Here is a 25,917-nt window from a genome sequence, read left to right on the forward strand (position 1 = left end):
TTTCACAAAGAAAAGGGTCAGGAGCCAAAAGCCCCTAACCCTTGAAAAACCATTATATCTTTTTCACATTATTGAAATATTCCTCTAAAGACCAATCGTTTTCATGAATGACTTTAGCTGCATCCTTACCAACATACCTGAAATGCCAGGGCTCATACTGGTAGTGTGTAATTGAGACCTTATCTTCTGGATAACGAAGGATGAACCCATATTTATAGGCGTTTTCAGCAAGCCATTTCCCTTCCTTCGTATCGGCAAATTCAATATTTACCTGGAAGTTATTACTTTGGCTTGAAATATCCATGGCTAATCCGGATTGATGCTCACTTTGTCCTGGAGGTGCCACGGCCATAACGGCTTTTTCTTCTCCGAATTGAGCAATTTCTCTTTCCAGCAGCATTTTTTGATATTCATATGAACGATAACCTGAAATAGCCGTTAGTAAAATCCCTTGTGATTTGGCGTCAGCGAACATTTCCTCCAACTGTACTGCCGCTTCTTTACGAAGATACGCCTTTTCAAGTTCTTGATCACCAAATACAAATGGAACATTTGGGCGAACCAAATCAGTTGGTTTATATTCATCTAATGCGTATTCCTTATTTACAAGCGCTAAAAGGTTGGAGGGATTTTGAATCACTTGTTTTCCATCCACTACTTTCACATCATTAAAGTATTGAGACTCTAATTGTAGTTCAGGGGGAACCGCTTCTTCCTCTGAAGTGGGAGTCTGTTCTTGTTCCGACTGTTCATCCTGCTCAGGTTGATTTCCTGGAGTTTGCTGCTTAGGTTCTTCTTCTTTCGTTTCTTGTTTGTTCTGGCCAAATAAATTCTCTGACCAATCTTGTACTTGTGAACACCCCGATAACATAATCAAGGAAGCAGCCGTTACGAAGATGATCTTTTTCATACTTTCACCTAGTTTCTCTAAAATGTTTCCATCCAACATCTTATCATGTAATAAGATTTCTGTAAGCAGGATATACTTCACAAAATGAAAAACTGCCTATAAACCCGGAAGTGGGAATGTAAGCAGTTTCTTTTGATCGTAAATGGATCTACTCTTGAATAGCGGCTTCCAATGCAACTTCGATCATTTCATTAAAAGTTGTTTGACGCTCATCTGCTGTCGTTTCTTCACCTGTTAATATATGATCACTGACTGTAAGTACAGATAGTGCATTGCGTCCATATTTTGAAGCTAATGTATATAGAGCTGACGTTTCCATTTCAATTGCCAGAATGCCGTATTGAGCCCATTTTTCGTGCTCTGCATTGTCATTGTAGAACATGTCTGCAGTAAATACATTTCCGACCTTTAAGTTAAGGCCTTTTTCCACGCCGGCATCATAAGCCCTTTTAAGTAAATCAAAGTTAGCTGTGGGTGCATAGTCAATCCCGTTAAACGTTAATCGGTTCATTTGAGAATCGGTTGATGAAGTCATAGCCAGAATGACGTCTCGAACCTTAACATCCTTTTGGATAGCACCGCAAGTACCTACACGGATCAGGTTTTGTACGTTATAGCTTTGCATCAATTCGTTGATATAAATGGAAATGGATGGTACGCCCATGCCTGTCCCTTGAACTGAAATTCTTTTCCCTTTATATGTCCCAGTGTATCCAAACATATTACGTACTTCATTATAACATGTTGGGTTTTCCAGAAATGTTTCTGCAATGTACTTTGCTCTTAGTGGATCTCCTGGTAATAAAACCGTTTCTGCTATTTCATTTTCTTTTGCATTAATATGTATACTCAATTTCATTTTCCTCCTAACAAGTCTGTTGAAACACCATTGTAATCCTTTTTTATTTCTTATGCAACGCTTGAAAATGGAAGGATAGAATGCAGTGTATGGGGTCAAACTAACGACAGAAGGAGGGATTCACATGGCTAAAGAAAAAATGAGTAAAAAGCTGAAGCAAGCAGTTCAGCATGCAAATGAAACAAACCCTTCTACCCGTACAGGGACACAACCTAACTCTTCAAGAACTGAAAGACTTAAATCATAACGGGGAGGATGATTTCTATGGGAAAAAAACACCGAAACAGAATCAATGCTCCTAAGAAAAATAACCATATCCCAAAAGAAGCACTGGATGCAGAGCACAATGCACATGCAAAGGAAAATTCAGCTCAGAACCGGAAAAACGGTCCGGGTAATCACATATAGATATTGCCAATAAAATAAAGGAAAGAATCTATCTTAACTCGATGAAAGATTCTTTCCTTTTTTCCGTTGTTTCATATTTAATGAATCAAGATCCTGTTCACTCTTTTCCATCCATTCGGCTGAAGGCGATAATAATAATGACCCCTCCGCCCCTCGTCAATAAAGATAATATCACGTGTAGCAATGTATCTGCCCTGATAATCCTTAGGAACCAAATCAGGTACGTTAAATGTTCTGAACGCTTTATACAGGGCTTCTTCATGATTATTTGCTTCAACCGAGATTCGATACACCTTTTCATAGCCTTTATCCTCTCCATACTTTGGAGTTTGGAAAATGGTCATGTCATAGTTCGATCTCAAAAGCTTGGGACGAATGATTTTTTCAAGTAAAGGCATGAGCACCCCTCCGTCATTATGTTGTACTCATACTATTACACAAAGACGTTGTCGAATCCTTCATGGAAACATAGGAATCTTTGTCGAATCGAGCCATTAAGCGAATTTATTTATCACATCTTTCAGTTTAGATGAGAGATGGGGAATATCTGACGTTCTTATTGTCAGTTTGACCATGGATTCGTCCATTTCAAGAGCTTCTGCTAAAAACCCACCTAACCCTCTTGCCCGTCGATCCACTTCCATGAGCAAATCCACCTGTTCTTCCGATTGATTCAGGAACATCACTTCAAGTTCATCTAATTTTCGCTGATATGGACCATCAACCGGTACGAATTCGAATTCCTGTATGAATGGGTAGCGGCCTCTGTAACGGCGTGGTGCCTGCTCGCATTCAACCTTACGAATCCTGAAGCCCAGTTCCTGAACTGATGTGAGCACCGCATTCGTCAATTCATTCGGTATGATTTCTATATAATCTTTGTCTTTAGGGTCAACTGCATTTTTAATATCCAAGCCGGTAGCTACCCACACCCTTGTATTCCCATACGTGATTGGGGTTTCAAATGGCAAGGTAAAAGTAAAAGGAAACTCTTTCTTTTCATTTTCGCCGATGGTAAAAGGATCGGATATTTGCACTTTTTGAATGGGTGCATAGTCAGTATACTTTTTGTCATCTGATTCACGAATATATGTAGTAAAGAGAGTTAAATAGATAGAATCGATGTTTTGATCTGCGCTCCCTCCTGTAATTTCTACTATACCCTTTGCTGTTTCACCTGCTTGATAGCTTGATTTTTCTAATTTTGTATCTACTGTAGCTGCTCCGATTCCAATTGAAGCAAACACTTTGTTAAAAAAAGACATATGATTTTCCTCCTCGATTATCTTTCTTGTCGTGTATCAATCACTCGGGATAATTCCTCCAGAATCTCCTCAGCGTCCGTAAACCCGGAATCAATCTGCAGAAGTCTTCTGATCACCATCCTCGTATCATGATGAATGGTAAGTTCTTCTTCCCAGCTTCTTTCCTTTTTCATCGTCGGTTCATACGAAGAATACAATAAAAATAACAGAAAATGCCCGATTGCGTAGAAATCACTCTTCTTCGATTTATCCCTCATATAATCCTTATGTTTCCCTGGGCCAGTTTCTGATGTTGCATTCATTTCACAAGCAAGACCAAAGTCTACTATTTGAAGCGTTCCATGATCAAGTAGAATATTAGGGATCCTTAAGTCTCGATGAACGTATCCATTTTCATGGATCCATTGAACCAAGATGACCAATTGTACACCTAACTTTAGTGATTCTCCCTCCGAGTATGTTATTCCTTCCTTGAAAATTAACTCTTCAAATGTTTGACCGTGCATTTTTTCCATTACGAAATAAGGGATCTTCCTATACTCACCTGTTGTATAAACGGATGGAAACCGGGGATGAGATAAAGTTTGTAGTGCATTAATTTCATTTTGAACATATTGGACGTGATTAGAAAATAACTTTTTGTAAGGGCGAATTCTTTTTAATATGGCTTCTTTTCCACTTGAGTGGTCGATGACCGAGTAAGTTGTACCATAGCTTCCTTTTCCAACTAATCTATTGATATGGTAGCCATTGATGTTTTCTCCAGGGTTCCACGGCTGCTCAAAGCCATCGATCAGTCTGCGAAAAAGCGTGTGTAGCATAACCCGTTTCCTCTCACTCAATCAACTGCTAAAAAAGCTGGAAAAAAAGCTTTTACTCTTATGCTTCTTATAATGCTGATGTCCAAAATGTTTATGTTTAGGTGATTTATACTTTTTCCACGCATCACTGGAGCTGTATCGATGATGTTTCGAACCTAACAGACTTTTGATTATTTTCCTTAACATAAGCAAACCTCCCAAAATGTTACTTATCCACTTGTATTACTATATACGTTTCATTTAGAAATTAGTTTCAAACATAAAAAAATATCTTGGTGGAGCGTGATCCCTTGACCTTTTCACCGTTTCAGAAGTTTTTAAACCTTATTAAGACCGGAAACAATGACCATACGCGGCCACTTCTTAAAGAGAAATCTATTTGCGAACTTTATAACATAGCCATCCAAGAGCCTGCTCCGATTGTTAATTTCCCTCAGGATCTTGAACTGTACGAACGTATTATGATGAAAGTAAAGGATGCTAATCTCAATAACGTTACAAGAACTGCATGTTACATTGATTTTTTCAAGAAGCACCCTGAAATCCACTGGTCGTTTCTTGCTCATATGGTATCCAGGAATGCCGGCTATCATATGACTGACCTTCGAAATAATCTGCTTTCACACGTCTTGTCCAAAAAAGGGCAAAATGCGTTTTTCTCATTCCTCGAGTTGTGTAACGCAGCCATATTTCAAGATGCGTATCCTCAACTATTACTATATGAACAGTGGAAAAGAACGGGGCATGCTTCTTTTCATCTTCTCAAAAAATTCAACGTTTCCATTTTCATGAAAAGTATATGGAATGATTATCTCACAACGGGTAATGAACAAGTTTTAACCATAGGGCTCATCATGAATGAACAGCATATGATTCAAAAGAGAATATTAACGGGTATGAAGAAATCAATTGGAGTGGAAGAATGGCTTTTCCTATTGCAGGATCGATTAGAATTTGCTTCTATTCTCTTCCCGTATGGAAAACATTCCCCCTTCTCTCTTGCCGGGCTTTCTCTATCCCACTTTGAACAGGTTAATCGCAGAATTCTGTTTGGCAAGAAGTTATACGGAATTTTATTTCATCGCTCTGTCTTCCCTTCCTCATACTCATATGCGACTCACCATTCCCACAGCGGCTCGAGAGCAGATTACTGGCCACACATATATTCCAAAGAAGATAAAAAAACTCGTCTATATAGTCCCACTCTATCTTCTGCTTGGGATAACATGCCTTCTTTCACAATCTCTCCGTCTGACTGGTTTGCTGACCAGCCGATCGAAGTGATGGCACCTCTAATGACGATGGTGATACCTGATCGCTTTTCTATGACAAAAAAGTGGAAAGGGTTGACCTCAATTCTTGTGAATCTAAAGAGGGATTAACTCAAAATAAAGTGCCTTCATGTTTTTCTGTAACCCGAAAAACATGACAGGCACTTAAGAGTTAATCCCCATTATGTGAAAGGACATTCCTTACGATGTGATTTCCAATTCGATGGTTGAAAAGATTCTATACATCTTCTTCCCATTCTTCATCAATGATACATTTGGCAATCAGATACTCGAATGTGATATCCGCTATTTCTTCAAGCTCATCTTCTGACGGTACATATCCTCTTTGAACGAGTTCTTTCATGAAGAACTCGGCAATTTCTTCGGTGTCGATAAAGACTTCTATCTCCCGCATGTGATCGCCCCCTTTGATTCTCAATTTATGACAGAACTCTTCCAGTTATGCTATGAGAAAAAAGTTTTCATAAGACTTAAGAGACAAGCATAGACTTTATCATCAAAGATAAGGAGCGATTCGATGTTAAGCACATTTACTCAAAAAACGAAAACGATATTAAAAGATTTAGAAAATGGTGAGGGAATGATTGTTTCAGGAATGCAGTGGATTCTTCGGGTTGTATTGCTTTCATTTTTAATTATAAGCGTTCCGGTTTTTCTGTATATCATGTGGCTTATTCCTTCTCTTTAACAATAGATTGTGAGTTTGTATGAGTTCTCAATTGTTCTAGCACATAGTCCATCTTATTCTTATATTTAGTATCTTCAAAGAGAAGATACAGTGCTTTGTAATCATTATAATGATCCAGAAGCTGATCAATCCAACTCGGCTTTGGGTGAGCAGGTGAACGAAGCGATTTTATTTTGCCTTCTTTTTTCTGCGGAAATACGAATCCGTATTTCTTAATAAAGGCTTCTGCTTGCTCTTCATCTGCAACTAAGGTGATTTCATCTTCGTCTGCTTCTAACCACTCTCCATCTGTAATTCTCATTAACTCATAAATGACGTCTTCCCAGGCATCGTCCTTATAACGCCATATTTCTGTCCTGAAGCCAACCACTTTAAAGAGATCCTCTTCATACCCCTTAACGATAACAAGATCTCCGAATAGAAATTTATATTCAATATCGATCTGTTCCTGTTCAAAAATGTATCCATCATAAGAATCAAGCAATTCTAATGCTTTCTCCTTGAAAAGCCCTTCACTTTCGTTTACCTCATATAAAAACTCACCATCGAGTTTTTTAATATCGGTGATTTTCCCGACAGTACCATAGATTGTTACGACTACCGTTTCTCCAACTCTGAATCTAGGCTCTTTTCGTTTCTTCATTCTCCCCTCACCCTTAATCGCCTTTTTTATATGATATGCAACAACAAGCATATCGGTATACACGAAAAGCCTTTTTAAAAAAGGACCGACATTTGTTTTGAACAAATGTCAGTCCATTGGCTTTAAGGATTATTTGGTTAAACTTTTTCTTCTAATAAATAGGCGTCCCATGCCATATCGAAAATGGACATATTTTCAAGATAATGACCATTCATTTCAAGGTAAGAACTAATCTCATGGTATTGTTTTGATTGTTTAGGAAAGCTATGATCATCATAAGCTGAATTTGCGAAATGAGTTAATTCATCCTTGGCAGTAGGCTGCCTATATTTCATTAAATAATGATAAAAGGATTTTCTCACCTGTTCCACCTACCCTTGTTGTTTCTTTTCTAAAAGGATAGCCGAAGAAGATGAATTCGTAAAGTGTTTGCTATACGGAAGTACATTTACCAGAATGATCCACGGTTAAAATCGAAAGTAATTTTTCTTTAGTAGACGGGGAAGTTCCATTAAATCTGTGTACGTGATCACTTTATCGATTAAATTGGTGTCGATTAACATAAGCTGGTCTTCTATTTCATTGATGACCGCTTCTTCCTGATACTCCATTCCACAATGACTGCAGCTCATACTGGGGACATTCGAGATTTGAATCGCTCTAGTACCATCGGGGAGCTCCCAATACACGTTCGATTGATCCTCATGAGCTGTCTCTCCTTCACACCATTCGCATATTTTCGCCTTATTTTTATCCATTGATGGTTTTTTCCTTATCATCATTTTTATCTTGTTCCATTTTTGATAGCATCGCTTTATGCTTCTTTTCTTTAAGCTGATCTCTCTTTCCTCTGAAGTCCTTAAGGGAATTGTGATCCGGATTTTCCTGATATTCCTTTCGACGTTCCAAACGCTTAAGTCCGCTCGGGGTGAGGGAAGAATGGGTTTGATTCATCAAGCCGGCAATTCCAATGGTAGGTTCTTTAATCTCTTCATCATGATACACTTCTTTAAAATAATCATCTGCCCTGCCCGCTACGTATTCTTCAGGTTCCGGATAGGTTGAGATGACTCCTTCAAAATTACGGACGACCACTTTAGAAGCACTTTGAGAAATAAGATAATTCGGTTGAAGGGAAATTTTCCCTCCACCACCAGGGGCATCCAACACAAAGGTAGGTACGGCATAGCCGGATGTATGTCCCCTTAAGCCTTCAATAATCTCCAGTCCTTTGGAAACAGGTGCCCGGAAGTGGCCGATTCCTTCTGATAAGTCACATTGATAAATATAGTATGGACGTACCCTGATCTTAACAAGGTCGTGCATAAGCTTTTTCATAATAGGCACACTGTCGTTTATACCGGCGAGAATAACCGCTTGATTCCCTACAGGAACCCCAGCATTTACGAGCATCTCACACGCTTTCTTGGACTCTTCCGTAATTTCGATCGATGTATTGAAGTGAGTATTCAACCACACGGGATGATATTTCTTCAGGATATTACACAGGTTCTCGGTAATCCGCTGTGGAAACACTACGGGCGCCCTCGTTCCAATCCGGATGATTTCGACATGTGGAATCTCTCTTAAATTCTTTAAGATGTATTCAAGAATCTGGTCATTAATCAGTAGACCATCCCCACCCGACAGCAGTACATCTCTTACACTGGAAGTATCCCGGATATATTCAATGGCCGCATCAAGTTGCTTCTTTGGTACGCCCATTCCAATTTGTCCCGAAAACCTTCTTCTCGTACAGTAACGGCAGTACATGGAGCATTGATTGGTTACGAGAAATAACACTCTGTCAGGATATCTGTGCGTCAATCCAGGAACAGGGGAATCTTCATCTTCATGTAAAGGATCCTCCAGGTCATACTTCGTTTTATGAATTTCCTGTCCAATCGGAACGGATTGCATCCGGATAGGGCATCGCGCGTCATCCTCATTCATCAACCATGCATAATAAGGAGTAATATTAAGCGGGATCGTTTTGGTCGAAATCTTTACACCTTCCTCTTCATCCGGTGTCAGGTTTACCACTTTCTTTAGGTCATCAAGGGTTCTGATGGTGTTTGTCAGCTGCCATAACCAATTATTCCATTGTTCATCCGTAACGTCTTTCCAGAGCTCAATATCCTTCCAATCCCTTTTCGGTTTATAGAGATTCATTTTCATCTACTCCACCAACTTTCAAAAAAGTATCTTTCAATCAGGAACAGAACTATACATTAGCCTATGAAATAGAATCCCAATCGGTTTTCATCTTTTACATTACACTTAAATCTTTTTCCCAAATGTTCATATCTTCCATTTTGTCGAAGATGATGCAATTGTTCGCCAGTCTTCCGCCGTATCGATATCCAAGCTGATGGAATACCGCATTCATACCAAATGAAAGTGCCCTGGCAATCGTATAGGCACAGAAAATGTCGCGGTTAAGCAGTTCCCATTCCAACTTTCGGATCAGATGTTTCATATACCCGCCTTTTCGATAGGAAGAGCGTGTAGCACAATCCGTCAATTCGGCGTTCTTAAAGGTTGAGGACACATCGGCGGAAGCAGCACTGATGATTCTTCCTTCCTCCTCGATATAAACAAAGATTGTCCCACTTTTCATTGACTCTCTCACATAGTCGGGATTGTGTAATGGTACAGGATATAACTTAAATACTTCCTGATAAAGGTCGGCCAACTGCCCTGCATGCTCTTCGGTCGCGACGGAAATCGGTATAGAACCTTCGCTTTCATGTCTACCGAGCTCCTGGACGGATTGAAGAATGGCATCCTCATCCCTCCAGTACGAGCTATTTCTTCTTTCATCTGTTAAAAACTTACTCATAAAAAAAGCTTTATCCCCATTAAAGTATGCGTTTACTCCCCCCTCCAAGATGAAACCTTTTTCGAATAAATAGAGAGATTGTTCCCTTCTTGCTTTCACAATTACCTTTTCATAAAGATTGGACTGAGTTTCCTTCTTCACATACTCCCACAATAATACCGGGTTGCCTCTAAACTCATCCACCCGCAGCCTTCTGTTATAGCCATCTTTATAAATAGCAGCTTCTATCTTCGGTTTTTTAATATATTCGTATGTCTGCATTCTTATAAGCCCCTTTTTTACCAACATATGAAGTGATAAGGTAAGTTATGAAACAAACCATTATAAAAAGGAACAACCTATGTCTTAAATCATGAGGGTTGTTCCTTCTGTGGATGATATGAAGTTAATAAACATTGAAGCTGACCAACGGTATGTGAAAGGGTAAATATCATTTATTACTCTATACCCGTAAACAGGAAAATTATGACTCTTTATTACACCAATCCAAAATAAATAAGGAAAGTATTTCAGCAGTCTGATAGATTTTATTCAATTCGATGTATTCGTTTGCGTCATGAGCCACTTCAGTTGTTCCAGGACCAAATACGACGACCGGAATATTCCCTCCCCTAGATAAGATTCCACCATCCGTTCCCCAGGGAGAGGCTTCGATGATTGGGGTGGTTTCCAATACTTCATTGGCATGATAGCAAAGCTTTTCCACTAATTCATGCTCACAGGAAAGGTCCCCCGGCTGCCATCTTCCACCAAACCATTCGATTTCCACAGGATGACGATCAAACCATGAATCAACCTTATCCATCTTAGAGAGGGCATCTTCTACCTCTTTTTCTACTTGTTGTAAGGACTCCCATGGTCCAACCCCCACCCTTCCCTCAATGATAGCAAGATCAGGAACGGAGGATGGCCACTTCCCGCTTTCAATTCTTCCAATATTGATGGGTAATGGAATGGGAATATTTCTATACAAAGGATCATCCACCCTCTTGTTTCTGGATAATTCCAGTTCTTGAAGAGTTTGAATGACGGTATAGGCTTTATCAATGGCGTTTACCCCTTCATACCTGGTGCCCCCATGTGCCGATTTCCCTCTTACTTTCAGGCGGAACCACATGGATCCCTGTTGCTTCGGAAAGATCTTCATGTTGGTGGGTTCGGGAATAATGGCAGCATCTGCTTTATACCCTCTCACTAAGGCGGCAAGGGTCCCGGTCCCGCCACTTTCCTCCTCTATCACACTTTGAAAGAGGATATCACCTTTCTGTGGGATGTTTAACTCCTTCACGATTTCCAATGCAAGGAGTAAAGCAACAGATCCCCCCTTCATATCGGTTGACCCTCTTCCGTAAAGCTTTCCTTCTTCAATCACACCACCGTATGGGTCATATGTCCAATTCTCCCTGTCTCCTTCCGGTACGACATCGATGTGTCCATTTAAGAGGAGACTCCTGCCCCCACCTGTTCCTTTTAACACACCGACTACATTTGGGTTGCCTTCGAAGTTCTCACGATCACATCGATAAAAAGGATGGTCCAACACATCCGATTCTTTCACTTCCCAAATGTCCAACTCCAAGCCAAGCTTCCGGCATTTCTCGATGACAATCGCCTGGGCCTTAGATTCATTGCCCCTGACACTATCTTCCTGCACTAACCTTTGCAGGAGCTTGATTGTACTTTTCTTTTTTTCTTCTATTATTTTCTTGATGAGACGGTGAGTTTCCAAATCGGTTCCTCCTAGTCTATATACTTGATAGCGGGGCTCAGTGTATAATGAGCTTCTGTTGTCTCTTCAATATCTTGAAGTGTGTATGGATTAAATAGTTCTTTTAATATCAATCTACCATCCTCAATTGTAAATACGGCCCTGTCTGTAATGATCATTGAAACGCATGATCTCGTGGTTATTGGAAGCGTGCACTCCCGAACGATCTTGCTTCCACCTTTTTTATCCAAATGGGTCATGAGCACTATGACTCTCTTTGCCTTCGAGGCAAGTTCGGTTGCACCTCCCATCCCCGGTACTTTTTTGCCTGGTATGATCCAATTGGCAAGATCTCCTTTTTCGCTGACTTGCAGGGAACCTAGAATCGTTAAATCGACTTTGCCCCGGCGAATCATGGCAAATGCGATGGAGCTATCTGTATAACAGCCTCCATTCATCAATGACACAGGGTATCCTCCCGCATTACACAAGTTTTCGTCCTCCTGCCCTTGCACAGGTTCAGGTCCGATTCCAATAATTCCGTTCTCCGATTGAAAAACAACGGGAAACCCCGGGGGAAGATGATTTGGTACAAGTGATGGTATTCCGATCCCTAAATTTACGATCATATGCTCTTTCACTTCCAAAGCTGCACGCTTTGCTAACTTATCTTTCAATTCGTTTCCCAGGCCCATTTCCAGTCGACTCCTTTAGATAAAACAATATGATCTACAAAAACACCCGACGTAACGATTTCCTCAGGATCCAACTCGCCGACATTCACAATTTCTTCTGCCTCTACAATCGTGATATCTGCTGCCATAGCCACAAGGGGATTCGTATTTCTGGCACTTTTATCATAAATAAGGTTCCCATATGTGTCGGCTTTTTTGGCATATACTATCCCAACTTCAGCATCCAGGGCTGATTCATATAGGTAACGGTCTCCATCTATCTCCAGTATCTCTTTTCCTTTATTTAAATAAGGATCATCCACACCTATTTCGGTTACGATACCCTTCAATCCCACTCCACCAGCCCGGATTCTTTCAGCCAATATGCCCTGTGGAGAGAATTCAACTTCCAGCTTCCCTTCACTCATCAATCGACCTGCTTCCGGGTTAGACCCGATATGGGAGGCAATCACCTTCTTTACTCGGTAATGTGCAACCAGTTGTCCGATTCCGATATGAGGAAAGCCTGTATCATTTCCAATAATCGTGATATCCTTCGTTCCCCAATCCAATAAGTGCTTACATATAGTAGGAGGAGAACCCACCCCTCCAAATCCGCCAAACATCAACGTCATTCCATCATTAAAAAAATGTTTTATATTTTCATAGCTACTTCTTTTATTATGAAGACGGGACATATTTAGATCTCCTTCCAATTCTCTTCTACTAGTTGAAAGGTCCTTCTGAGTCTCTTAACCATTTCCTCGAGCTCCCTTTTCGAACTGTTCAATGGAGGAGCAACCATAATGGCGGATCCCTTCCTACCATCTATCCCCGCCGCTGCGGGATATAATAAAATCCCACATTCAACCCCTGCTTGAACAATATAAGAAGTAAATGGTGCTCCAAGGGAATTCAGCTCTATTCCCAACATCAGTCCTTTTCCTCTTACATCTTGCACAAAGGAAAATTCAGTTTTTAATTTTTCTATTAGATTTTTCAAGTATGTTCCTTTATGATCGACACCTTCAATCATCTTTTCTGAGTCAATCAGCTTTAGAACAGCAAGTGCTGCTGTTGCAGACAGAGGATTTCCACTAAATGTATGACCGCTCATAATGACTCTTGATCCATTCAATATCGGCTCCATAATGTTATCGGAAATGAGCGTGGCAGCAATTGGGGCATATCCTGCACTTAGTCCTTTTCCTATCGCTACAATATCGGCTTTTACTTGCCACTGCTCTAAAGCTAAAAAGGTTCCAGTCCGACCACACCCTGTCATCACTTCATCTGAAATAAACAAAATATTATGTTTCTCACAGATTGACTTTATCCGTTTATAATAACCTTTTGGAGGAGTAATCGCCCCACCTGCCGCACCGATGATCGGTTCTGCCATAAAGGCAGCAATATTATCGGCTCCTATTCTGCTTATCATCGTTTCTAATTGAGAAGCACAGGCAAGATCACATGATGGATGCGTTTTTCCAAAAGGACAGTGAGCACAATAAGGCGGCTCGACGGTCGGCCAGTCAACTAAAAAGGAGTCGAATCGTTCTCTTCTGGATGGATGTCCAGATGCGGATAATGCACCGAAAGTGATTCCATGGTAACTCAGCCATCGGGATAAAATCTTTCTTTTCATCGGTTTTCCTTGTTCCTGCCAATGCTGGATAGCAATTTTGATGGCCGTCTCAACCGCCTCAGAACCACTATTCACGAAGAAACTCCATGGATAGCCTGTCTTATCGTGAAGAAAGGATGCTAAATCCTCTGCAGGCTGATTACTGAATTGAGAGCGATACACAAATGCCACTTTATTTCCTTGATTCACAATTGATTGAAGAATTTCTTCCATACCATGTCCTACATTTGCGGTAACAGCTCCAGAACAAGCATCTATATACTCCCGGCCATCAGTATCGTACAAATACACACCTTTTCCATAGTCAATCGTTGGATAGTGTTCACCAATCAACGGCTTTATTAAATGCGAATGAGGCATAATCCCCCTCCTGAAAGAATCAGATTCGTACTCTCTCTCGATTCGCTGATCTGGTTGCATAAAAAGATTTCCCTACCATTATTCATATGTATGAAAAACAGAATCTTTCTTTTCTTTAAGAAAAAAGAATAATACAAATGAATTTTTTATTAAAGCTCAAAGCCTCATCAAAAATCACAATTTTTTTCAATAGGCTCTTCTCGTAAAGTTTGTTGCTATTGTAGAGGAGAAAGTAATAGTTGATTTCCGCTCCAGGATGCTCGCTTTCCGCGGGGCTGGCGGTGAGCCTCCTCGGCTGCGCCTCCGGGGTCTCACCTGTCCAGCTATTCCCGCAGGAGTCGAGCATCCTGCAGCGAGGATCAACTTTCTGAGCATGAATCCAAAATTGAAAACAATTTAAACAAGCTATTTAGCAAACAATCTTATTAAAGGTAAGTAAAGATTGAATTTCCTTTTAAGGAAGAAGAATTATTTTTTCTATTTACATTGTTTTCTTGCACACCTTGAAGCTCTGTCATGAAAATACTGTTAAAGATGGTGAGGGGAACTGCGCAGACTCCGGCGGATTTTGGACGTGCCGAGACCCCGTTCGGCTAAGCTGAGGAGGCTCGGCCGAACGCTAGCTGCAAGCGGAGCAGTTCCCCTCACCATCCAGCAAAAACCTGGTTGACAGAGCCCTGGCAGATTCTATGCTAGAAAACAACAATCTTTGCGAAAAGAGTCTTTCAATAAGAGTTTATTGAGTGAAATGTACTAAGATTCTTAAAAATTCGACAAAAAGTTCATAAAGTGACTAGATAAATTAGGTCGATATGTATAAAATAATGGTAAGTTCATCCTATGATGCTACTTTTTGCTTATCTTCAGGAGGGGGAAATGGTGAAAAAGACAAGAGAAAAACATCTGAAAAAAGCACCAAAAACAAAGAAAAATAAGAAAGAAAAACAAAAAAAGACATTGGGAGCCTTCTCATATTTCCGGACAATCCGGGGAAAAGTGGTTCTGTCTTTCGGTTTATTGACCATTGTCCTTCTAGTCCTTGCCTCAACTTCTTATTTCAATATGATGAAGCTTGAGAAAGAGATCAACACGCTGATTACATATGATATGCAGGTTGATACAAAGGTGAAGGATTTATCGAAGGTCTTAAATGAGATTGAAATTGGAGAACAAGGCTTTGTCATTACAGGGGCAACGGGATTTTTGGCACCCTATCAAAATGGTAAAGGTCAGGTAGAAAGTCACATCGAAGAATTGAATACTCTATTACAGGACGATCAGGAGCAGCTTGATAAATTGGATAAGATAGAAGCTCAATATGGATTTTGGATCCAGTTCGTTGATCGGGTAATCGAGACAAGGAAGGATAAAGGACTTGAGCAAGCAGCAACACTCGTTGAATCTGGTACGGGTAAGAAATATCTGGACGGAATCCGCTCATATGTAGATATGATTGTAGTCGACCAACAAAAGGATCTGAATAATCGTATTGATTCTCTAAATCAACAGGTTTTTCTGTCCAAAGTCGTTACCATTGGCTTATCGGCATTTGCGGTTTTATTGGCTATCTTCTTCGGCATCATTTTATCTCATACAATTAAGACGAACACCAGGAAAATCAGCCGCTCTATTTTAGAGATAGCAAACGCAGGCGGAGATTTAACAAAACGAATTCATGTGAAATCCAAGGATGAGCTAGCTGACCTGGCATCTGATACAAATCAGCTTATCGCCGGAATCGCCATCTTGGTGAAGCAGGTTTCGGAAATGGCCGAAAACGTATCAGCCAGCAGTCAGGAACTTCTTGCTTCAGCCGAAGAGACATCAAGGACGATTACTTCCATTGCAGAAACATCCACTGAAATTGCAGCTGGAAGCGATCAAACAACAAGTCGGATGTCTACCTCATTAGAAAAAATGAATAGTTTGGAAGAAGCCGCCCGTTTTTTATTCAATCAAGCAGAACAAGTACGAGAAACTGCACGTGATATGAGGGTAGTTGCTGAACGAGGCGGCAAAACCGTTCAAGCCTCTTCATCTAAAATGTTGAACATTGAAGAAACCATGTCCAATACAAGTGAAACCGTCGAAGCGTTAGGACAGCGTTCATCACAAATTACGACGATTATCGGTACCATTACTGATATTGCAGAGCAAACAAATCTTCTTGCATTGAATGCTGCCATTGAAGCGGCACGTGCCGGTGAGCATGGAAGAGGCTTTGCCGTTGTGGCAGATGAAGTCAGGAAACTGGCTGAACAATCCCGACAAGCGGCAAAAGGGGTTACAGAAATCGTACACAGTATTCAAGAAGAAGTGAATGTCATTATTAAGCAAAATTCTGATGGAGTAAAAGAGGTTATCGCAGGGGTCGAAATCACAAATGAAACAAATGCCTCCCTTGAAGATATACTAAACCAAACCACAAAAACAACTGTTGTAGTGGATGAGATGGTTGGTCATATTCAGGAAACCCTTAGTCTCAGTCATGATGTAGCAGCTTCATTTGCCTTGGTCAATGAAATTGCTGAAGCTACTGCTTCTAACACAGAAACCACTGCTGCTGCCTCCGAGGAAGGATCAGCTGCGATGGAACAAGTAACGGCAAGCGCTTCAGAGCTTTCACAACAAGCGGAAAAATTGAAAGAACTTGTTTCAAGTTTTAAAATCTAAGACTAAAAAAGAGCCGTCGTGTGACGGCTCTTTTTCATTTCTCATCTAACGATAAAATCTGGAATCACTTCCCGCAGTAGCAAACGGCTCCAATAATAATTAACAGGATGAATAACACAACAATCAACGCAAAATTATTGACACCGGCAACTGGATAAGCATATCCACCTTGATAGCATGGATCACAACCATAACCATAGTTCATACCTATCACTCCTCAAAAAATATTTATTTACATTACACTGTATGTCATTCACCTAGAAATGGTTTGTGTATTTGCCTAATTTATTTTAAGGCAATTTCTTTTCTGTACCATAGCCTTTCTATATAATAGGAATAGATTTTAAGAGAAGACAGGAGAAATGACAGTATGAAATGGTTTTTAAAATCGTTTATTAACGGTGTTCTAACAATTGTTCCGATTGGATTGGTCACTTATGTAGTTTATAAAATGTTTCTATTCCTCGATGGATTATTAGGAAATGTTTTAAAACCATATCTTGATGAAAATTATATTCCCGGTATTGGACTACTCGCAACCATCGTTCTATTGACCGTGCTCGGTTGGCTTTCCACAAAGTTTTTTACTGGTACGATCATTCGTATAGTTGATATCCTTTTACAAAAAATCCCCTTTGTGAAAACGATTTACTCGGTCATCAAAGATACCATTCACTCCTTCTTAGGAGAAAAGAAGTCCTTTTCCAAAGTGGCACTCGTCAAAATGCCTGGTACAACAATGAAATGCCTGGGCTTTATTACGACAGAGAACCTTGCAGATTTGCATAATGACCTGCAAGATCACGTAGCAGTATACGTACCTCAAACGTTTCAAGTAGCAGGAGTCACCTTTTTGATTCCCAAAAAAGATATTGAAATACTGGATATAAAATCTGAAGAAGCGATGAAGTTTATATTGTCTGGGGGAATGACGACGAAGAAGGAAAAATAGTTGATAAGCTGATTAGACAATAACATTGCGGTGATTTGCGTCCCGATGGACACCTTATAAAAAAAGACCGGCAATCAAGCCGGTCCATACCTACTATATTATTTTGTCGAAATTTCCAATACCTCATCTTGTCCTGCTGTAACAGAGGTCAACTCTTTTTTCACTAGTTCAGCCATGTCATCACCGTTTGTTAAGATGATTGGCGTGATGGTACTTTTTGCTTTTTCTTTCACAAGGTCTAAGTCATATGTAATTAATGGATCTCCGACATTCACTTTGGACCCTTCTGAAACATGTGCTTCAAAGCCTTCACCGTTCATTGAGACTGTTTCAAGACCGATGTGGATAAGAATTTCAGCACCGTTTCTCGCTTTGATTCCAACTGCGTGCTTTGTTGGGAAAAGCTGCATGATTTCGCCGTCTACAGGTGAAACGACCTTACCTACAGTAGGATCAATCGCAATCCCATCTCCCATCATCTTTTGAGAAAATACTGGATCTGGAACCTCTTCAAGTGATTTTAATGTACCCGTTAAAGGCGCAACTGCATGGACGATTTTAGGTGCCTCTTCTTTTTTACCGAAAAGCTTTTTTAACATAGTCATTCACCTTCCTATATATATTTTATATACACATATGTAGCGCAATGTAAACATCAGAAATCTATTCTAGCACATATGTGAAGACTTTCACAACACTTCATTATCTTAAAATAATTTTTTGTATTTCCCATATCCTTCTTCGTCAAGCTTCTCAGCCGGGATAAATCGAAGAGCGGCTGAATTAATACAATATCGAAGCTTGGTTGGTCCCGGCCCATCATTAAAAACGTGACCCAGGTGAGAATCTGCTTCTTTACTCCTCACTTCCGTTCTGACCATAAAATGACTGCGGTCTTCTTTTTCAGTGACTTCCTCTTCATCGATCGGCTTTGTAAAACTTGGCCAACCACAGCCGGCATCATATTTATCTTTAGAGCTAAAGAGAGGTTTTCCTGATACGATATCTACATAAATTCCCTCTTCAAACGTATTCCAATACTCATTACTAAAAGGAGGTTCAGTGCCGTTCTTTTGTGTGACATCATATTGTTCAGGAGTTAACGTTTTCTTTAAATCTGCCTTACTCATTTTTCTTCCCCCCAATGATTTTCAATAAATGCTATTCTTCCAGACCCTCGGCTATATCGATTATAATGACCAGGGTTCTTTTTGTAATAACCCTGATGATACTCCTCTGCAGGATAAAATTCCTTCGCAGGCAGAATTTGAGTAGCAATCGGTTTTTGAAACTTGCCTGACTGCTCAAGTTTCTTTTTAGATTCTTCCGCCAGCTTTTTTTGTTGTTCATTATGGTAGAATATAACCGTTTTATACGAATGTCCACGGTCAAAGAATTGCCCGCCTGGATCGGTTGGATCAATCTGCTGCCAATATACTTCCAGTAATTCCTCGTAAGGAAACACTGATGGATCGTATTCAATTTGAACGGCCTCATAATGTCCAGTCGTTTCTGAGCATACTTCTTTATACGTTGGATTCGGAACGGTTCCTCCCGTGTAACCTGAAATCACAGTGCCAATCCCCGGCTGTTCATCAAACGGTTTCACCATGCACCAAAAGCAACCTCCTGCAAATGTAGCTTTTTCATAATGCGATGCATCCGACATGCTCATCATCCTTTCCATTTCATTCTCTTTCACAATTCCCTTTGTAAGAGATTTTAACGCATTCATGTTAAAAGGGAAAATATTAAGCTTGTTGAATTGGTTTACAGTTAACAATGAAAAATAGACCCTGGAGTTATCCAGGGTCCTTCTTACCTCTTTTATTTAAGCTTCCTCTGCTTACCGATATTCTTCCATTTTTTTCGTTCTAACGACTCCAGTCGCTTATTCCCTTTTCTCTCCATATAGGCAATTTCTCTTTGCAACTTCAGATAATGCCCGTATCGTTCCTCTGACAAAGTACCCTCTTTTATCTCAGCTCTAACCTTACAACCAGGTTCATCCTCATGGCGACAATCGGTGAATCTGCATTGAAGTGCCAAATTTTCAATATCGTGATACTGAGTGGATAGCCCTTCTTGTCCCTGCCATAGTTGAATCTCCCTCATACCGGGCGTATCAATGATGGATGCACCACTATCCAATAAGAATAACTCTCTGTGTGTTGTGGTATGACGTCCTTTATCATCTGATTCCCTGATTTGTTCGGTCTTCTGAACATCATTCCCTACAAGGAGATTTGTGAGGGTCGATTTTCCCACACCGGAAGAACCTACAAGCGCTACCGTTTTTCCCTTTTCCAGATAGGGATGCAGTTCCTCAATTCCCTCATGATTTACAGAACTTATGGCTAACACTTTAACCCCGAGCAATTTGCTTTCAACTTCTCTCTTATTCTCTTCAATATCTTCACATGTATCAGATTTGGTAAGAACGACAACGGGATTTGCCCCGCTTTCCCAACATAGTAGTAAATATCTCTCCATCCTTTTACTGTTTAAATCATCATTTAACGAAGAAAGAATAAAAACCGTATCTATATTCGTGGCAATGATTTGCTCCTCCGCTTCTTCTCCTGCTTTTTTTCTTGAAAATTTACTTGTTCTTGGCAAGACCTTTTCAATGATTGCTCCTTCTGAGCTCAGGAGAACCCAATCACCTACTGCTGGAAGATCTTCACGTTTTACCGTTTGGAACCTGAGTTTCCCGGATATTTTACTTAAACGATCTTCTGTTCTCGTCATGACCATGAAGGCACCCTTTTGCTCGGTCACAACTCTTCCTAACATGTATCCTTCTTCTTCAAAGTGTTTCATCATTTCAAATACTTCTTCTCTATTATTCAATTCAGTTCCTCCCAAAATTAAAAAAATCCGTTGCGCAGTTCTACACGCCAACGGATTTTTCAAGATTGAAAGAATGAAAAAATCAGATTATCCCGTTAAAAGTGAGTTGACGCGTAGAACCATTACGAAGCATATTTAGTTTACTTGTATAACAAATCAATAATAAGTTCATATGTCATCACCCACTTTCTCAAATAGTAATTTTATTATCCATTATTTTCTTCTATAACGCAAGAAATATTTCTGATTTATTCAAAAAATAGGTTCTTTCACCATTTTTTCTCCTACGCATAATCTATTGTGTTAATAAACAAAAGGGAGAGATACGGATGAGCCAACATGATTATTTGAATAAAGCAGCGATGTATGACTTATTATCCGATTATTATAAATACACAGATCCATCCATGCATATTCATTATTATCAAAAACATTTAAAATACATGAGGCTTGCAATGCAAGCTCAGCGCGCTGATATGACTACATCCACACAGCCTTCTTATGTCCGCGTTTTACATGCTGTACCCGATGCACCGAATGTGGACGTTTATGTGAATGGAAACCGTGTTTTACGCGATGTTGCCTTTAAGGATGTCAGTGATTATTTAACCTTGCCAGCTGGGAAATATCATATCGATGTTTACCCTGCAGGTACAAGTGTAACGACTGTTATCAGTAAAAAAGTAAAAATTGATCCAGGTAAAATTTATACTCTCGCCGCTGTAGGTACTTTAAATAAACTGCAACTTCTTCCATTCCTTGATGATCCTACGGTTCCCAGCGGAGAAACAAAGGTTAAATTCATACATCTTTCCCCTGACGCCCCTGCAGTGGATATCGCAGTAAAGGGTGGAGATGTCGTATTTCCTAATATATCCTTCAAGCAAGCCACAGACTACCTTGGATTAACCCCGATGACGGTCAATCTTGAAGCCAGAGTGGCAGGAAGCAAAAATACCGTACTGAGTGTTCCGAATGTTAAATTAAGCCCTAATCAAGCTTACACCATCGTAGCTGTCGGGTTAGCCAACGGAACCCCTGAATTAGAAGCCATTCTATTAAAAGGATAATCATGTCTGTGTCCCGGTTTGTGCCTACTTACGCCCGCATACGAAAAAGGTGGCTTCCATCGGGAGGCCACCTTTTCCTATTGAGCACGATCTACCGGTACTAATAACCGGAATGAAATATTATCTTCCTTTAAATTAAATTCGTTCGCCCTTACTTTAATATCACTCTTCAATTTCATGTCCTGTAATGATACGTATATTAATTCATCGGTAGGTTGTATCTTCACCCATTCCGGAAAGTTATAAGAATCTCTTATTACCTTCAATACGTATGAAACCGGCAGATTCAATTGTCCTACTGATATGGATTTCTGTTTCAGGAGGATGTCTCCATTTTCCAGTGCTTTAGGTTCAAAATCCAACTTAAAGTCTAAGTTTGATGTAAATACCGGAACAGACCCCATTAATTCCACGTCGTCTTTTAACTGAACCTCATAATCAACAGGTCCCTTCATTCCTTCTTCTTCAATATAATGTTCAATAATAAGATTTAAGTCCTTTTTGTTTGTTTCTACGTTAAACCCTACTTCTTGATTGGTGTTTTTGTTGTCTTTAGGCAGTGCATCATCTTTAATCGGCATAAAAATCATTGAAACAATGATGGCTAATCCTATTAATACAACTCCTAAAAGAACAAAAAACCCTACCTTCCATTTGTTCTTCATGACGGCTGCTCCTCTTCCTCAACAGGTTTCTTTCTATCTGTTAATGTAGCTAATGTTTCCCCGTTTGTCAGGTTTATAAACATGCGATCTGCTATCATTTTGTAGCCTTCATCATTTGGGTGAAAGTAGTCTTCAAATAATAAAGTATCCCCTGCATCAATAAATAAGTCCTCTATCTTAACGAATAAGGTTTTATCATAATCTGAAAGAATCTCCCGGCTGGCATCATTCCAATCATGAATCACCTGGTTGACTTCTTCAATATCAGAAAACCATGTATTGAATGGATTATATAACCCTACAAGAACGATTCCTGCATTTGGGTTATAGCTCCTGATCTTTTCGATGATTTCTTTTAAACGTAATTGGTATTGGCGTTTTTCTTCTTGAAACACTTCTAACTTCAAGTGTGAAAGATTTTCACGAAAGATTTTCATAACGTCGTTTCCGCCAATTGTGATCATGACTAAATCTGATTGTTCGATCGAAGTTTTCACGTCTTCTTTTTTCAATCTTTTTAATAATTGGTCGGTACGGTTCCCTCTTACCCCATAGTTATGAAATTGGGCGTCTTTCACTCCATCCAATGATTCCAGATGTTTCTCTAAATAAGGGACATATCCACCCTTTTTCGTACTGTCTCCCACACCTTGAGTTAATGAATCTCCCACTGAAACAACTTTTAAGTTCTTCGGTATAAAGGTATCGTTCGGATTATCTTTATCCCACATGGATACTTCTCTTGTAATATGCTCAGCAGCATCTTCTAACGAACACCCTGACAGGAAAAAAACAAAAGCGAGCATGATAATCGGTAGTTTTTTCATATGCGTCACCTCGCTTGCATTTTAGTATTATTATATCACGCTTGTTTCGTCATGAAACGTTTGTAAACAAATCATTAAGAACATGTAAATTTATGTGACTTTGTCAATCTACCGGCTGGGCCCAGATTTCAACGTCTCGAATACCTCTGTGATAAACTGCCTATAGTTGAACTGCTTTGCGATCTTATGGATCTGCCAATTTTCTTTTTCCTTTGACTGCCTAAAATCTCCTATGCTCTGACCAAAAGTCCAGCCTGTATTGGTCGCAACCCTGATAGGAACTTCTTCAAACATCATTTTATCGCCATCCGCAAGTGCCCACATGGCCAATAAATCGTGCAAGGGACTTCCTGAAATATCTGGGTACGTTTTCTTATAGAACTCATAATAATAATCCACCATCGGTTTGATGATCTGCCCGACTTTGTCATTTGATTTCAAATAAAATTCATGGAGATGATCAATCATTGCAGGTGTTAAAAGAGCATACATAGTTACATCTAAGGGGATGAGATGAATTTGTTTGGGGGCGAGTTGAATCAAGATATTGGCAGCATAAGGATCTCCATAGAAATTCGCTTCTGCTGTAGGGGTCACATTGCCCGGTACATGAAATGCACCTCCCATCACATAAAATTCTTTCACCTTTTTCATTGTTTCCGGGTATAGCACAAAGGCAGTTGCCAAGGAAGTCAATCGACCAGCAGAGTATATATATAACTCACCTGCATACTTATCAATTAGTGAATTGATTTCATAAAAGTTTTCGCTTATTTCTGAGTTGTCGAGTTCTATATCATCAAGTGATATCGGTCCCAGGCCATCAATACCGTGTATATCTGGAAAAAATTGCGGTTGTATGCCCGTCAAAGCAGAGACCGCTCCCCCGATAACAGGTATATCGGTGATTCCGGTAATACTTTGAAGATATTTGACGTTTTTCAATGCACTCGCTTTAGAGACATTTCCATAATCAGAAACAATTCCTACAATTTCAATCGTATCACTATAGTAAGCATATAATACTGCGACAATATCATCGATCCCAAAGTCTGAAATCACCAATACTTTTTTCTTATCAGTCAAGTCCGGCCACTTCCTTTCATTTGATGTCAATATAATAAGAAAGAATCATTTTTTAGCTATTGGAGAGATCAGACCAAACTTCTTACCTATTATACTTCTATGATATGATTGCATTGGTTATGAGGACGCAATAAGATTCATAAAATCATCAAGAAATGGTACAAACCTGCTTTTTTAAAAGTGGTACAATACATTTATAATCGCGTAGGGAAGGAGAACGTATGAAGAAAAATCTCTTATTATATTTCACTGTTGTTATTGGTTTATTAGGCATTCTTGCCGGTTGTTCAAGCAATCAGGAGGAGGAAGCTCATCATGATCATACAGCCGCCAATGGGGATCTTAGGGAGGAAACTGCTTCCGTTGATACACTTCCCTCTTTTCTCGATGATAAGGACGACAATATGAAGCTTATCTATTCTTCAGCTGCTAAAAACCCTGAGCTGTTACAATATATCCCATGTTATTGCGGGTGCGGTGATTCTGCCGGGCACGAGAGTAATCTGAATTGCTTTGTTTACGAAATAAAAGGGGACAAAGTGGTATGGGATGATCACGGTACCAGATGTCAGGTGTGTTTGGAAATTGCGGCAGAATCCATTGTGAAGTACAAGAATGGTGAATCCATCAAGCAAATTAGAAACTTTATCGATGAACAATATAATGAAGGTTACGCTAAGCCTACCCCGACGCCTATGCCTTCATAATGTTAAAAAACAGCAGATGATTCTGCTGTTTTTTAACATAGAAAAAAGCGAAAGGAAAATTCCCTTTCGCCTTTGGTTAGATCAATCTGTGTAATACATAAATCCTATCGCACCAATTCCTGTGTGGGTACTGATGATTGGTGTTGTCGGAACGATATCGATTTGGTCGTAACCTGTTTTTTCGATAATCTTAGCTTTAAGATTTTGAGCCAGCTCCAGGCCATCGGCATGAACAAGCCCTACGCCTCGAATTGTCTTCCCTTTTACATCGTCTAAAAATTTCGTTGTTAAGTATTTTACAACCTGTGAATGGCTTCGAACCTTTGCAACTGGAGTGTATTCGCCTCCTTCTAATGAAGCGATTGGTTTAATATTTAGCAAGGAACCGATCATTGCACGTCCCTTTCCGATTCTACCGCCTTTTGCAAGGTTTTCAAGTGTATCTACCACAACGAACAAGTTTGTATTTTGACGGATCGTTTCAACTGCTTTAAGAATTTCTTCCAATGGCTTTCCTTCTTTAGCAAGCTTGGCAGCTTCAATTACCTGAAAGGCCAATCCTTTAGAAATAAAGCGGGAATCTACAACCGCCACATCTGTTGAAGACATTTCTGCAGCAGACTCAGCTGAGCGCACAGTACCACTCATTCCACCTGTCATATGTATGGATAAAACTTTCGAACCATCTTTCCCTAATTCATCATAAAGTTCCACAAATGTTCCTGCCGGTGGCTGCGAACTTTTTGGTAATTCCTTAGAAGCTTTCATTTTTTCCAGAAAGCTAAGTGGTGAAAGATCTACTCTATCTAAGTATGTCTCTCCATCGATTGAAATGGACAGAGGAACTACATGAATATCCAGTTCCTTTACGACGTCATCTGATAAATCTACTGTTGAGTCTGTTACAATCTTAATTTTGGTCAATTTTGCCACATCCTATCTCCCATATCATTAGTATTATATCGT

At 39.8% G+C, this 25,917-nt stretch carries 32 protein-coding genes; 8 read left to right on the forward strand and 24 right to left on the reverse strand.

The features are described from left to right. Nucleotides 1-52 precede the first annotated feature (52 nt). Nucleotides 53-910: a M15 family metallopeptidase gene (locus FZC88_RS06630; RefSeq protein WP_148994107.1), complete on the reverse strand. Its 858-nt coding sequence runs from the start codon at nt 908-910 to the stop codon at nt 53-55. Between the two features lie 148 nt (nt 911-1,058). After that, on the reverse strand, nt 1,059-1,763 hold the full coding sequence (gene deoD, locus FZC88_RS06635) for a purine-nucleoside phosphorylase (RefSeq protein WP_113970961.1): 705 nt from the start codon (nt 1,761-1,763) through the stop codon (nt 1,059-1,061). Nucleotides 1,764-1,893: 130 nt separating this feature from the next. Between deoD and FZC88_RS24395 the strand changes: the two genes are divergently transcribed. Next, nucleotides 1,894-2,016 carry a hypothetical protein gene (locus FZC88_RS24395; protein ID WP_262371772.1) on the forward strand — a complete coding sequence of 41 codons (123 nt, stop codon included), beginning with the start codon at nt 1,894-1,896 and terminating at the stop codon, nt 2,014-2,016. A gap of 17 nt (nt 2,017-2,033) precedes the next feature. Further along, nucleotides 2,034-2,177 (forward strand): hypothetical protein, encoded by a 144-nt coding sequence (locus FZC88_RS23895; protein WP_187443262.1) that lies wholly within the window; start codon nt 2,034-2,036, stop codon nt 2,175-2,177. Between the two features lie 77 nt (nt 2,178-2,254). Here FZC88_RS23895 and FZC88_RS06640 read toward each other — a convergent pair whose 3' ends face one another. The 3 genes from FZC88_RS06640 to FZC88_RS06650 form a co-directional block, all read right to left on the reverse strand. Continuing rightward, nucleotides 2,255-2,575 (reverse strand): YodL domain-containing protein, encoded by a 321-nt coding sequence (locus FZC88_RS06640; protein ID WP_148994108.1) that lies wholly within the window; start codon nt 2,573-2,575, stop codon nt 2,255-2,257. A 96-nt stretch (nt 2,576-2,671) separates the two neighbouring features. Beyond that, nucleotides 2,672-3,442 carry a sporulation protein gene (locus FZC88_RS06645; RefSeq protein ID WP_148969365.1) on the reverse strand — a complete coding sequence of 257 codons (771 nt, stop codon included), beginning with the start codon at nt 3,440-3,442 and terminating at the stop codon, nt 2,672-2,674. 17 nt (nt 3,443-3,459) lie between these two features. After that, nucleotides 3,460-4,263 carry a serine/threonine protein kinase gene (locus FZC88_RS06650; RefSeq protein ID WP_148994109.1) on the reverse strand — a complete coding sequence of 268 codons (804 nt, stop codon included), beginning with the start codon at nt 4,261-4,263 and terminating at the stop codon, nt 3,460-3,462. Nucleotides 4,264-4,553: 290 nt separating this feature from the next. Between FZC88_RS06650 and FZC88_RS06655 the strand changes: the two genes are divergently transcribed. Further along, complete coding sequence (locus tag FZC88_RS06655; RefSeq protein ID WP_148994110.1) at nt 4,554-5,645, forward strand: DUF2515 family protein; 1,092 nt, start codon at nt 4,554-4,556, stop codon at nt 5,643-5,645. A 127-nt stretch (nt 5,646-5,772) separates the two neighbouring features. Here the strand turns inward: FZC88_RS06655 and FZC88_RS06660 are convergent, their stop codons facing one another. Then, nucleotides 5,773-5,949: a YozD family protein gene (locus FZC88_RS06660; protein WP_148969368.1), complete on the reverse strand. Its 177-nt coding sequence runs from the start codon at nt 5,947-5,949 to the stop codon at nt 5,773-5,775. Nucleotides 5,950-6,072: 123 nt separating this feature from the next. Between FZC88_RS06660 and FZC88_RS23900 the strand changes: the two genes are divergently transcribed. Further along, nucleotides 6,073-6,243 (forward strand): hypothetical protein, encoded by a 171-nt coding sequence (locus tag FZC88_RS23900; protein WP_187443263.1) that lies wholly within the window; start codon nt 6,073-6,075, stop codon nt 6,241-6,243. Here the strand turns inward: FZC88_RS23900 and FZC88_RS06665 are convergent. The 9 genes from FZC88_RS06665 to FZC88_RS06705 all read right to left on the reverse strand — a co-directional run bounded on the left by FZC88_RS06665 (nt 6,227) and on the right by FZC88_RS06705 (nt 14,118). After that, a complete protein-coding gene (locus tag FZC88_RS06665) occupies nt 6,227-6,886 on the reverse strand; it encodes a hypothetical protein (RefSeq protein WP_148969369.1) in 660 nt (219 codons plus the stop codon). The genes FZC88_RS23900 and FZC88_RS06665 overlap by 17 nt on opposite strands. A 137-nt stretch (nt 6,887-7,023) precedes the next feature. Continuing rightward, on the reverse strand, nt 7,024-7,248 hold the full coding sequence (locus FZC88_RS06670; protein ID WP_148969370.1) for a YozE family protein: 225 nt from the start codon (nt 7,246-7,248) through the stop codon (nt 7,024-7,026). A 105-nt stretch (nt 7,249-7,353) separates the two neighbouring features. Beyond that, nucleotides 7,354-7,644: a YokU family protein gene (locus FZC88_RS06675; RefSeq protein ID WP_148969371.1), complete on the reverse strand. Its 291-nt coding sequence runs from the start codon at nt 7,642-7,644 to the stop codon at nt 7,354-7,356. After that, nucleotides 7,637-9,064 carry a lysine 2,3-aminomutase gene (gene kamA, locus FZC88_RS06680; RefSeq protein WP_148969372.1) on the reverse strand — a complete coding sequence of 476 codons (1,428 nt, stop codon included), beginning with the start codon at nt 9,062-9,064 and terminating at the stop codon, nt 7,637-7,639. Before kamA ends, FZC88_RS06675 begins: the two co-directional genes overlap by 8 nt. A gap of 91 nt (nt 9,065-9,155) precedes the next feature. Continuing rightward, nucleotides 9,156-9,989, reverse strand: a complete 834-nt coding sequence (gene ablB, locus FZC88_RS06685; RefSeq protein WP_148994111.1) for a putative beta-lysine N-acetyltransferase — start codon at nt 9,987-9,989, stop codon at nt 9,156-9,158. Nucleotides 9,990-10,191: 202 nt separating this feature from the next. Beyond that, complete coding sequence (locus tag FZC88_RS06690; protein ID WP_148994112.1) at nt 10,192-11,457, reverse strand: peptidase; 1,266 nt, start codon at nt 11,455-11,457, stop codon at nt 10,192-10,194. Between the two features lie 11 nt (nt 11,458-11,468). Then, on the reverse strand, nt 11,469-12,131 hold the full coding sequence (locus FZC88_RS06695; protein WP_148994113.1) for a 3-oxoacid CoA-transferase subunit B: 663 nt from the start codon (nt 12,129-12,131) through the stop codon (nt 11,469-11,471). After that, the gene (locus tag FZC88_RS06700) at nt 12,110-12,808 is read right to left on the reverse strand and encodes a 3-oxoacid CoA-transferase subunit A (RefSeq protein ID WP_148994114.1); all 699 of its coding nucleotides are present in this window, start codon (nt 12,806-12,808) and stop codon (nt 12,110-12,112) included. The genes FZC88_RS06695 and FZC88_RS06700 overlap by 22 nt, the downstream gene beginning before the upstream one ends. Before the next feature lie 2 nt (nt 12,809-12,810). After that, entirely contained in the window at nt 12,811-14,118 is a 1,308-nt protein-coding gene (locus FZC88_RS06705; RefSeq protein ID WP_148994115.1) for an aspartate aminotransferase family protein, read from the reverse strand. 879 nt (nt 14,119-14,997) lie between these two features. Here FZC88_RS06705 and FZC88_RS06710 point away from each other — a divergent pair. Continuing rightward, entirely contained in the window at nt 14,998-16,791 is a 1,794-nt protein-coding gene (locus FZC88_RS06710) for a methyl-accepting chemotaxis protein (protein ID WP_187443519.1), read from the forward strand. A gap of 64 nt (nt 16,792-16,855) precedes the next feature. On the opposite strand, the gene FZC88_RS24220 is transcribed toward FZC88_RS06710, so the two are convergent. Then, nucleotides 16,856-16,996 carry a YjcZ family sporulation protein gene (locus tag FZC88_RS24220; RefSeq protein ID WP_113970745.1) on the reverse strand — a complete coding sequence of 47 codons (141 nt, stop codon included), beginning with the start codon at nt 16,994-16,996 and terminating at the stop codon, nt 16,856-16,858. Nucleotides 16,997-17,161: 165 nt separating this feature from the next. Here FZC88_RS24220 and FZC88_RS06720 point away from each other — a divergent pair, with 165 nt between their 5' ends. Continuing rightward, on the forward strand, nt 17,162-17,743 hold the full coding sequence (locus FZC88_RS06720) for a DUF502 domain-containing protein (protein WP_148994116.1): 582 nt from the start codon (nt 17,162-17,164) through the stop codon (nt 17,741-17,743). A gap of 98 nt (nt 17,744-17,841) precedes the next feature. Here FZC88_RS06720 and FZC88_RS06725 read toward each other — a convergent pair whose 3' ends face one another. The 4 genes from FZC88_RS06725 to rsgA all read right to left on the reverse strand — a co-directional run bounded on the left by FZC88_RS06725 (nt 17,842) and on the right by rsgA (nt 20,569). Continuing rightward, nucleotides 17,842-18,342, reverse strand: coding sequence for a PTS sugar transporter subunit IIA (locus FZC88_RS06725; protein WP_148994117.1), 501 nt, complete (start codon nt 18,340-18,342; stop codon nt 17,842-17,844). Between the two features lie 108 nt (nt 18,343-18,450). Next, entirely contained in the window at nt 18,451-18,873 is a 423-nt protein-coding gene (gene msrB / locus FZC88_RS06730) for a peptide-methionine (R)-S-oxide reductase MsrB (protein ID WP_148994118.1), read from the reverse strand. Then, on the reverse strand, nt 18,870-19,412 hold the full coding sequence (gene msrA, locus FZC88_RS06735; protein ID WP_148994119.1) for a peptide-methionine (S)-S-oxide reductase MsrA: 543 nt from the start codon (nt 19,410-19,412) through the stop codon (nt 18,870-18,872). The genes msrB and msrA overlap by 4 nt, the downstream gene beginning before the upstream one ends. A gap of 158 nt (nt 19,413-19,570) precedes the next feature. Further along, complete coding sequence (rsgA, locus tag FZC88_RS06740; protein WP_148994311.1) at nt 19,571-20,569, reverse strand: ribosome small subunit-dependent GTPase A; 999 nt, start codon at nt 20,567-20,569, stop codon at nt 19,571-19,573. A gap of 356 nt (nt 20,570-20,925) precedes the next feature. Between rsgA and FZC88_RS06745 the strand changes: the two genes are divergently transcribed. Then, nucleotides 20,926-21,666: a DUF4397 domain-containing protein gene (locus tag FZC88_RS06745; RefSeq protein ID WP_148969383.1), complete on the forward strand. Its 741-nt coding sequence runs from the start codon at nt 20,926-20,928 to the stop codon at nt 21,664-21,666. A gap of 77 nt (nt 21,667-21,743) precedes the next feature. Here the strand turns inward: FZC88_RS06745 and FZC88_RS06750 are convergent, their stop codons facing one another. The 3 genes from FZC88_RS06750 to FZC88_RS06760 form a co-directional block, all read right to left on the reverse strand. After that, nucleotides 21,744-22,331 (reverse strand): YpmS family protein, encoded by a 588-nt coding sequence (locus tag FZC88_RS06750; protein ID WP_148994120.1) that lies wholly within the window; start codon nt 22,329-22,331, stop codon nt 21,744-21,746. Next, a complete protein-coding gene (locus FZC88_RS06755; protein ID WP_148994121.1) occupies nt 22,328-23,158 on the reverse strand; it encodes an SGNH/GDSL hydrolase family protein in 831 nt (276 codons plus the stop codon). Before FZC88_RS06755 ends, FZC88_RS06750 begins: the two co-directional genes overlap by 4 nt. 108 nt (nt 23,159-23,266) lie before the next feature. Continuing rightward, nucleotides 23,267-24,244 (reverse strand): nucleoside hydrolase, encoded by a 978-nt coding sequence (locus tag FZC88_RS06760; RefSeq protein ID WP_148969386.1) that lies wholly within the window; start codon nt 24,242-24,244, stop codon nt 23,267-23,269. A gap of 221 nt (nt 24,245-24,465) precedes the next feature. Here FZC88_RS06760 and FZC88_RS06765 point away from each other — a divergent pair, with 221 nt between their 5' ends. Next, nucleotides 24,466-24,951, forward strand: coding sequence for a PCYCGC motif-containing (lipo)protein (locus FZC88_RS06765; RefSeq protein ID WP_148994122.1), 486 nt, complete (start codon nt 24,466-24,468; stop codon nt 24,949-24,951). An 81-nt stretch (nt 24,952-25,032) separates the two neighbouring features. Here the strand turns inward: FZC88_RS06765 and FZC88_RS06770 are convergent, their stop codons facing one another. Beyond that, a complete protein-coding gene (locus FZC88_RS06770; RefSeq protein WP_148969388.1) occupies nt 25,033-25,875 on the reverse strand; it encodes a DegV family protein in 843 nt (280 codons plus the stop codon). Nucleotides 25,876-25,917 lie beyond the last annotated feature (42 nt).

Origin of the sequence: Rossellomorea aquimaris, assembly GCF_008180865.1 — a bacterium.
Lineage (GTDB): Bacteria > Bacillota > Bacilli > Bacillales > Bacillaceae_B > Rossellomorea > Rossellomorea yichunensis.

Coding starts and splice junctions, on each gene's coding strand:
- FZC88_RS06630 (WP_148994107.1), bottom strand. CDS start 910: ATGAAAAAGATCATCTTCGTAACGGCTGCTTCCTTGATTATGTTATCG.
- FZC88_RS24395 (WP_262371772.1), top strand. CDS start 1,894: ATGGCTAAAGAAAAAATGAGTAAAAAGCTGAAGCAAGCAGTTCAGCAT.
- FZC88_RS23895 (WP_187443262.1), top strand. CDS start 2,034: ATGGGAAAAAAACACCGAAACAGAATCAATGCTCCTAAGAAAAATAAC.
- FZC88_RS06640 (WP_148994108.1), bottom strand. CDS start 2,575: ATGCCTTTACTTGAAAAAATCATTCGTCCCAAGCTTTTGAGATCGAAC.
- FZC88_RS06645 (WP_148969365.1), bottom strand. CDS start 3,442: ATGTCTTTTTTTAACAAAGTGTTTGCTTCAATTGGAATCGGAGCAGCT.
- FZC88_RS06650 (WP_148994109.1), bottom strand. CDS start 4,263: ATGCTACACACGCTTTTTCGCAGACTGATCGATGGCTTTGAGCAGCCG.
- FZC88_RS06660 (WP_148969368.1), bottom strand. CDS start 5,949: ATGCGGGAGATAGAAGTCTTTATCGACACCGAAGAAATTGCCGAGTTC.
- FZC88_RS23900 (WP_187443263.1), top strand. CDS start 6,073: ATGTTAAGCACATTTACTCAAAAAACGAAAACGATATTAAAAGATTTA.
- FZC88_RS06665 (WP_148969369.1), bottom strand. CDS start 6,886: ATGAAGAAACGAAAAGAGCCTAGATTCAGAGTTGGAGAAACGGTAGTC.
- FZC88_RS06675 (WP_148969371.1), bottom strand. CDS start 7,644: ATGGATAAAAATAAGGCGAAAATATGCGAATGGTGTGAAGGAGAGACA.
- kamA (WP_148969372.1), bottom strand. CDS start 9,064: ATGAAAATGAATCTCTATAAACCGAAAAGGGATTGGAAGGATATTGAG.
- ablB (WP_148994111.1), bottom strand. CDS start 9,989: ATGCAGACATACGAATATATTAAAAAACCGAAGATAGAAGCTGCTATT.
- FZC88_RS06695 (WP_148994113.1), bottom strand. CDS start 12,131: ATGGGCCTGGGAAACGAATTGAAAGATAAGTTAGCAAAGCGTGCAGCT.
- FZC88_RS06700 (WP_148994114.1), bottom strand. CDS start 12,808: ATGTCCCGTCTTCATAATAAAAGAAGTAGCTATGAAAATATAAAACAT.
- FZC88_RS06705 (WP_148994115.1), bottom strand. CDS start 14,118: ATGCCTCATTCGCATTTAATAAAGCCGTTGATTGGTGAACACTATCCA.
- FZC88_RS24220 (WP_113970745.1), bottom strand. CDS start 16,996: ATGAACTATGGTTATGGTTGTGATCCATGCTATCAAGGTGGATATGCT.
- FZC88_RS06720 (WP_148994116.1), top strand. CDS start 17,162: ATGAAATGGTTTTTAAAATCGTTTATTAACGGTGTTCTAACAATTGTT.
- FZC88_RS06725 (WP_148994117.1), bottom strand. CDS start 18,342: ATGTTAAAAAAGCTTTTCGGTAAAAAAGAAGAGGCACCTAAAATCGTC.
- msrB (WP_148994118.1), bottom strand. CDS start 18,873: ATGAGTAAGGCAGATTTAAAGAAAACGTTAACTCCTGAACAATATGAT.
- msrA (WP_148994119.1), bottom strand. CDS start 19,412: ATGTCGGATGCATCGCATTATGAAAAAGCTACATTTGCAGGAGGTTGC.
- rsgA (WP_148994311.1), bottom strand. CDS start 20,569: ATGATGAAACACTTTGAAGAAGAAGGATACATGTTAGGAAGAGTTGTG.
- FZC88_RS06745 (WP_148969383.1), top strand. CDS start 20,926: ATGAGCCAACATGATTATTTGAATAAAGCAGCGATGTATGACTTATTA.
- FZC88_RS06750 (WP_148994120.1), bottom strand. CDS start 22,331: ATGAAGAACAAATGGAAGGTAGGGTTTTTTGTTCTTTTAGGAGTTGTA.
- FZC88_RS06755 (WP_148994121.1), bottom strand. CDS start 23,158: ATGAAAAAACTACCGATTATCATGCTCGCTTTTGTTTTTTTCCTGTCA.
- FZC88_RS06765 (WP_148994122.1), top strand. CDS start 24,466: ATGAAGAAAAATCTCTTATTATATTTCACTGTTGTTATTGGTTTATTA.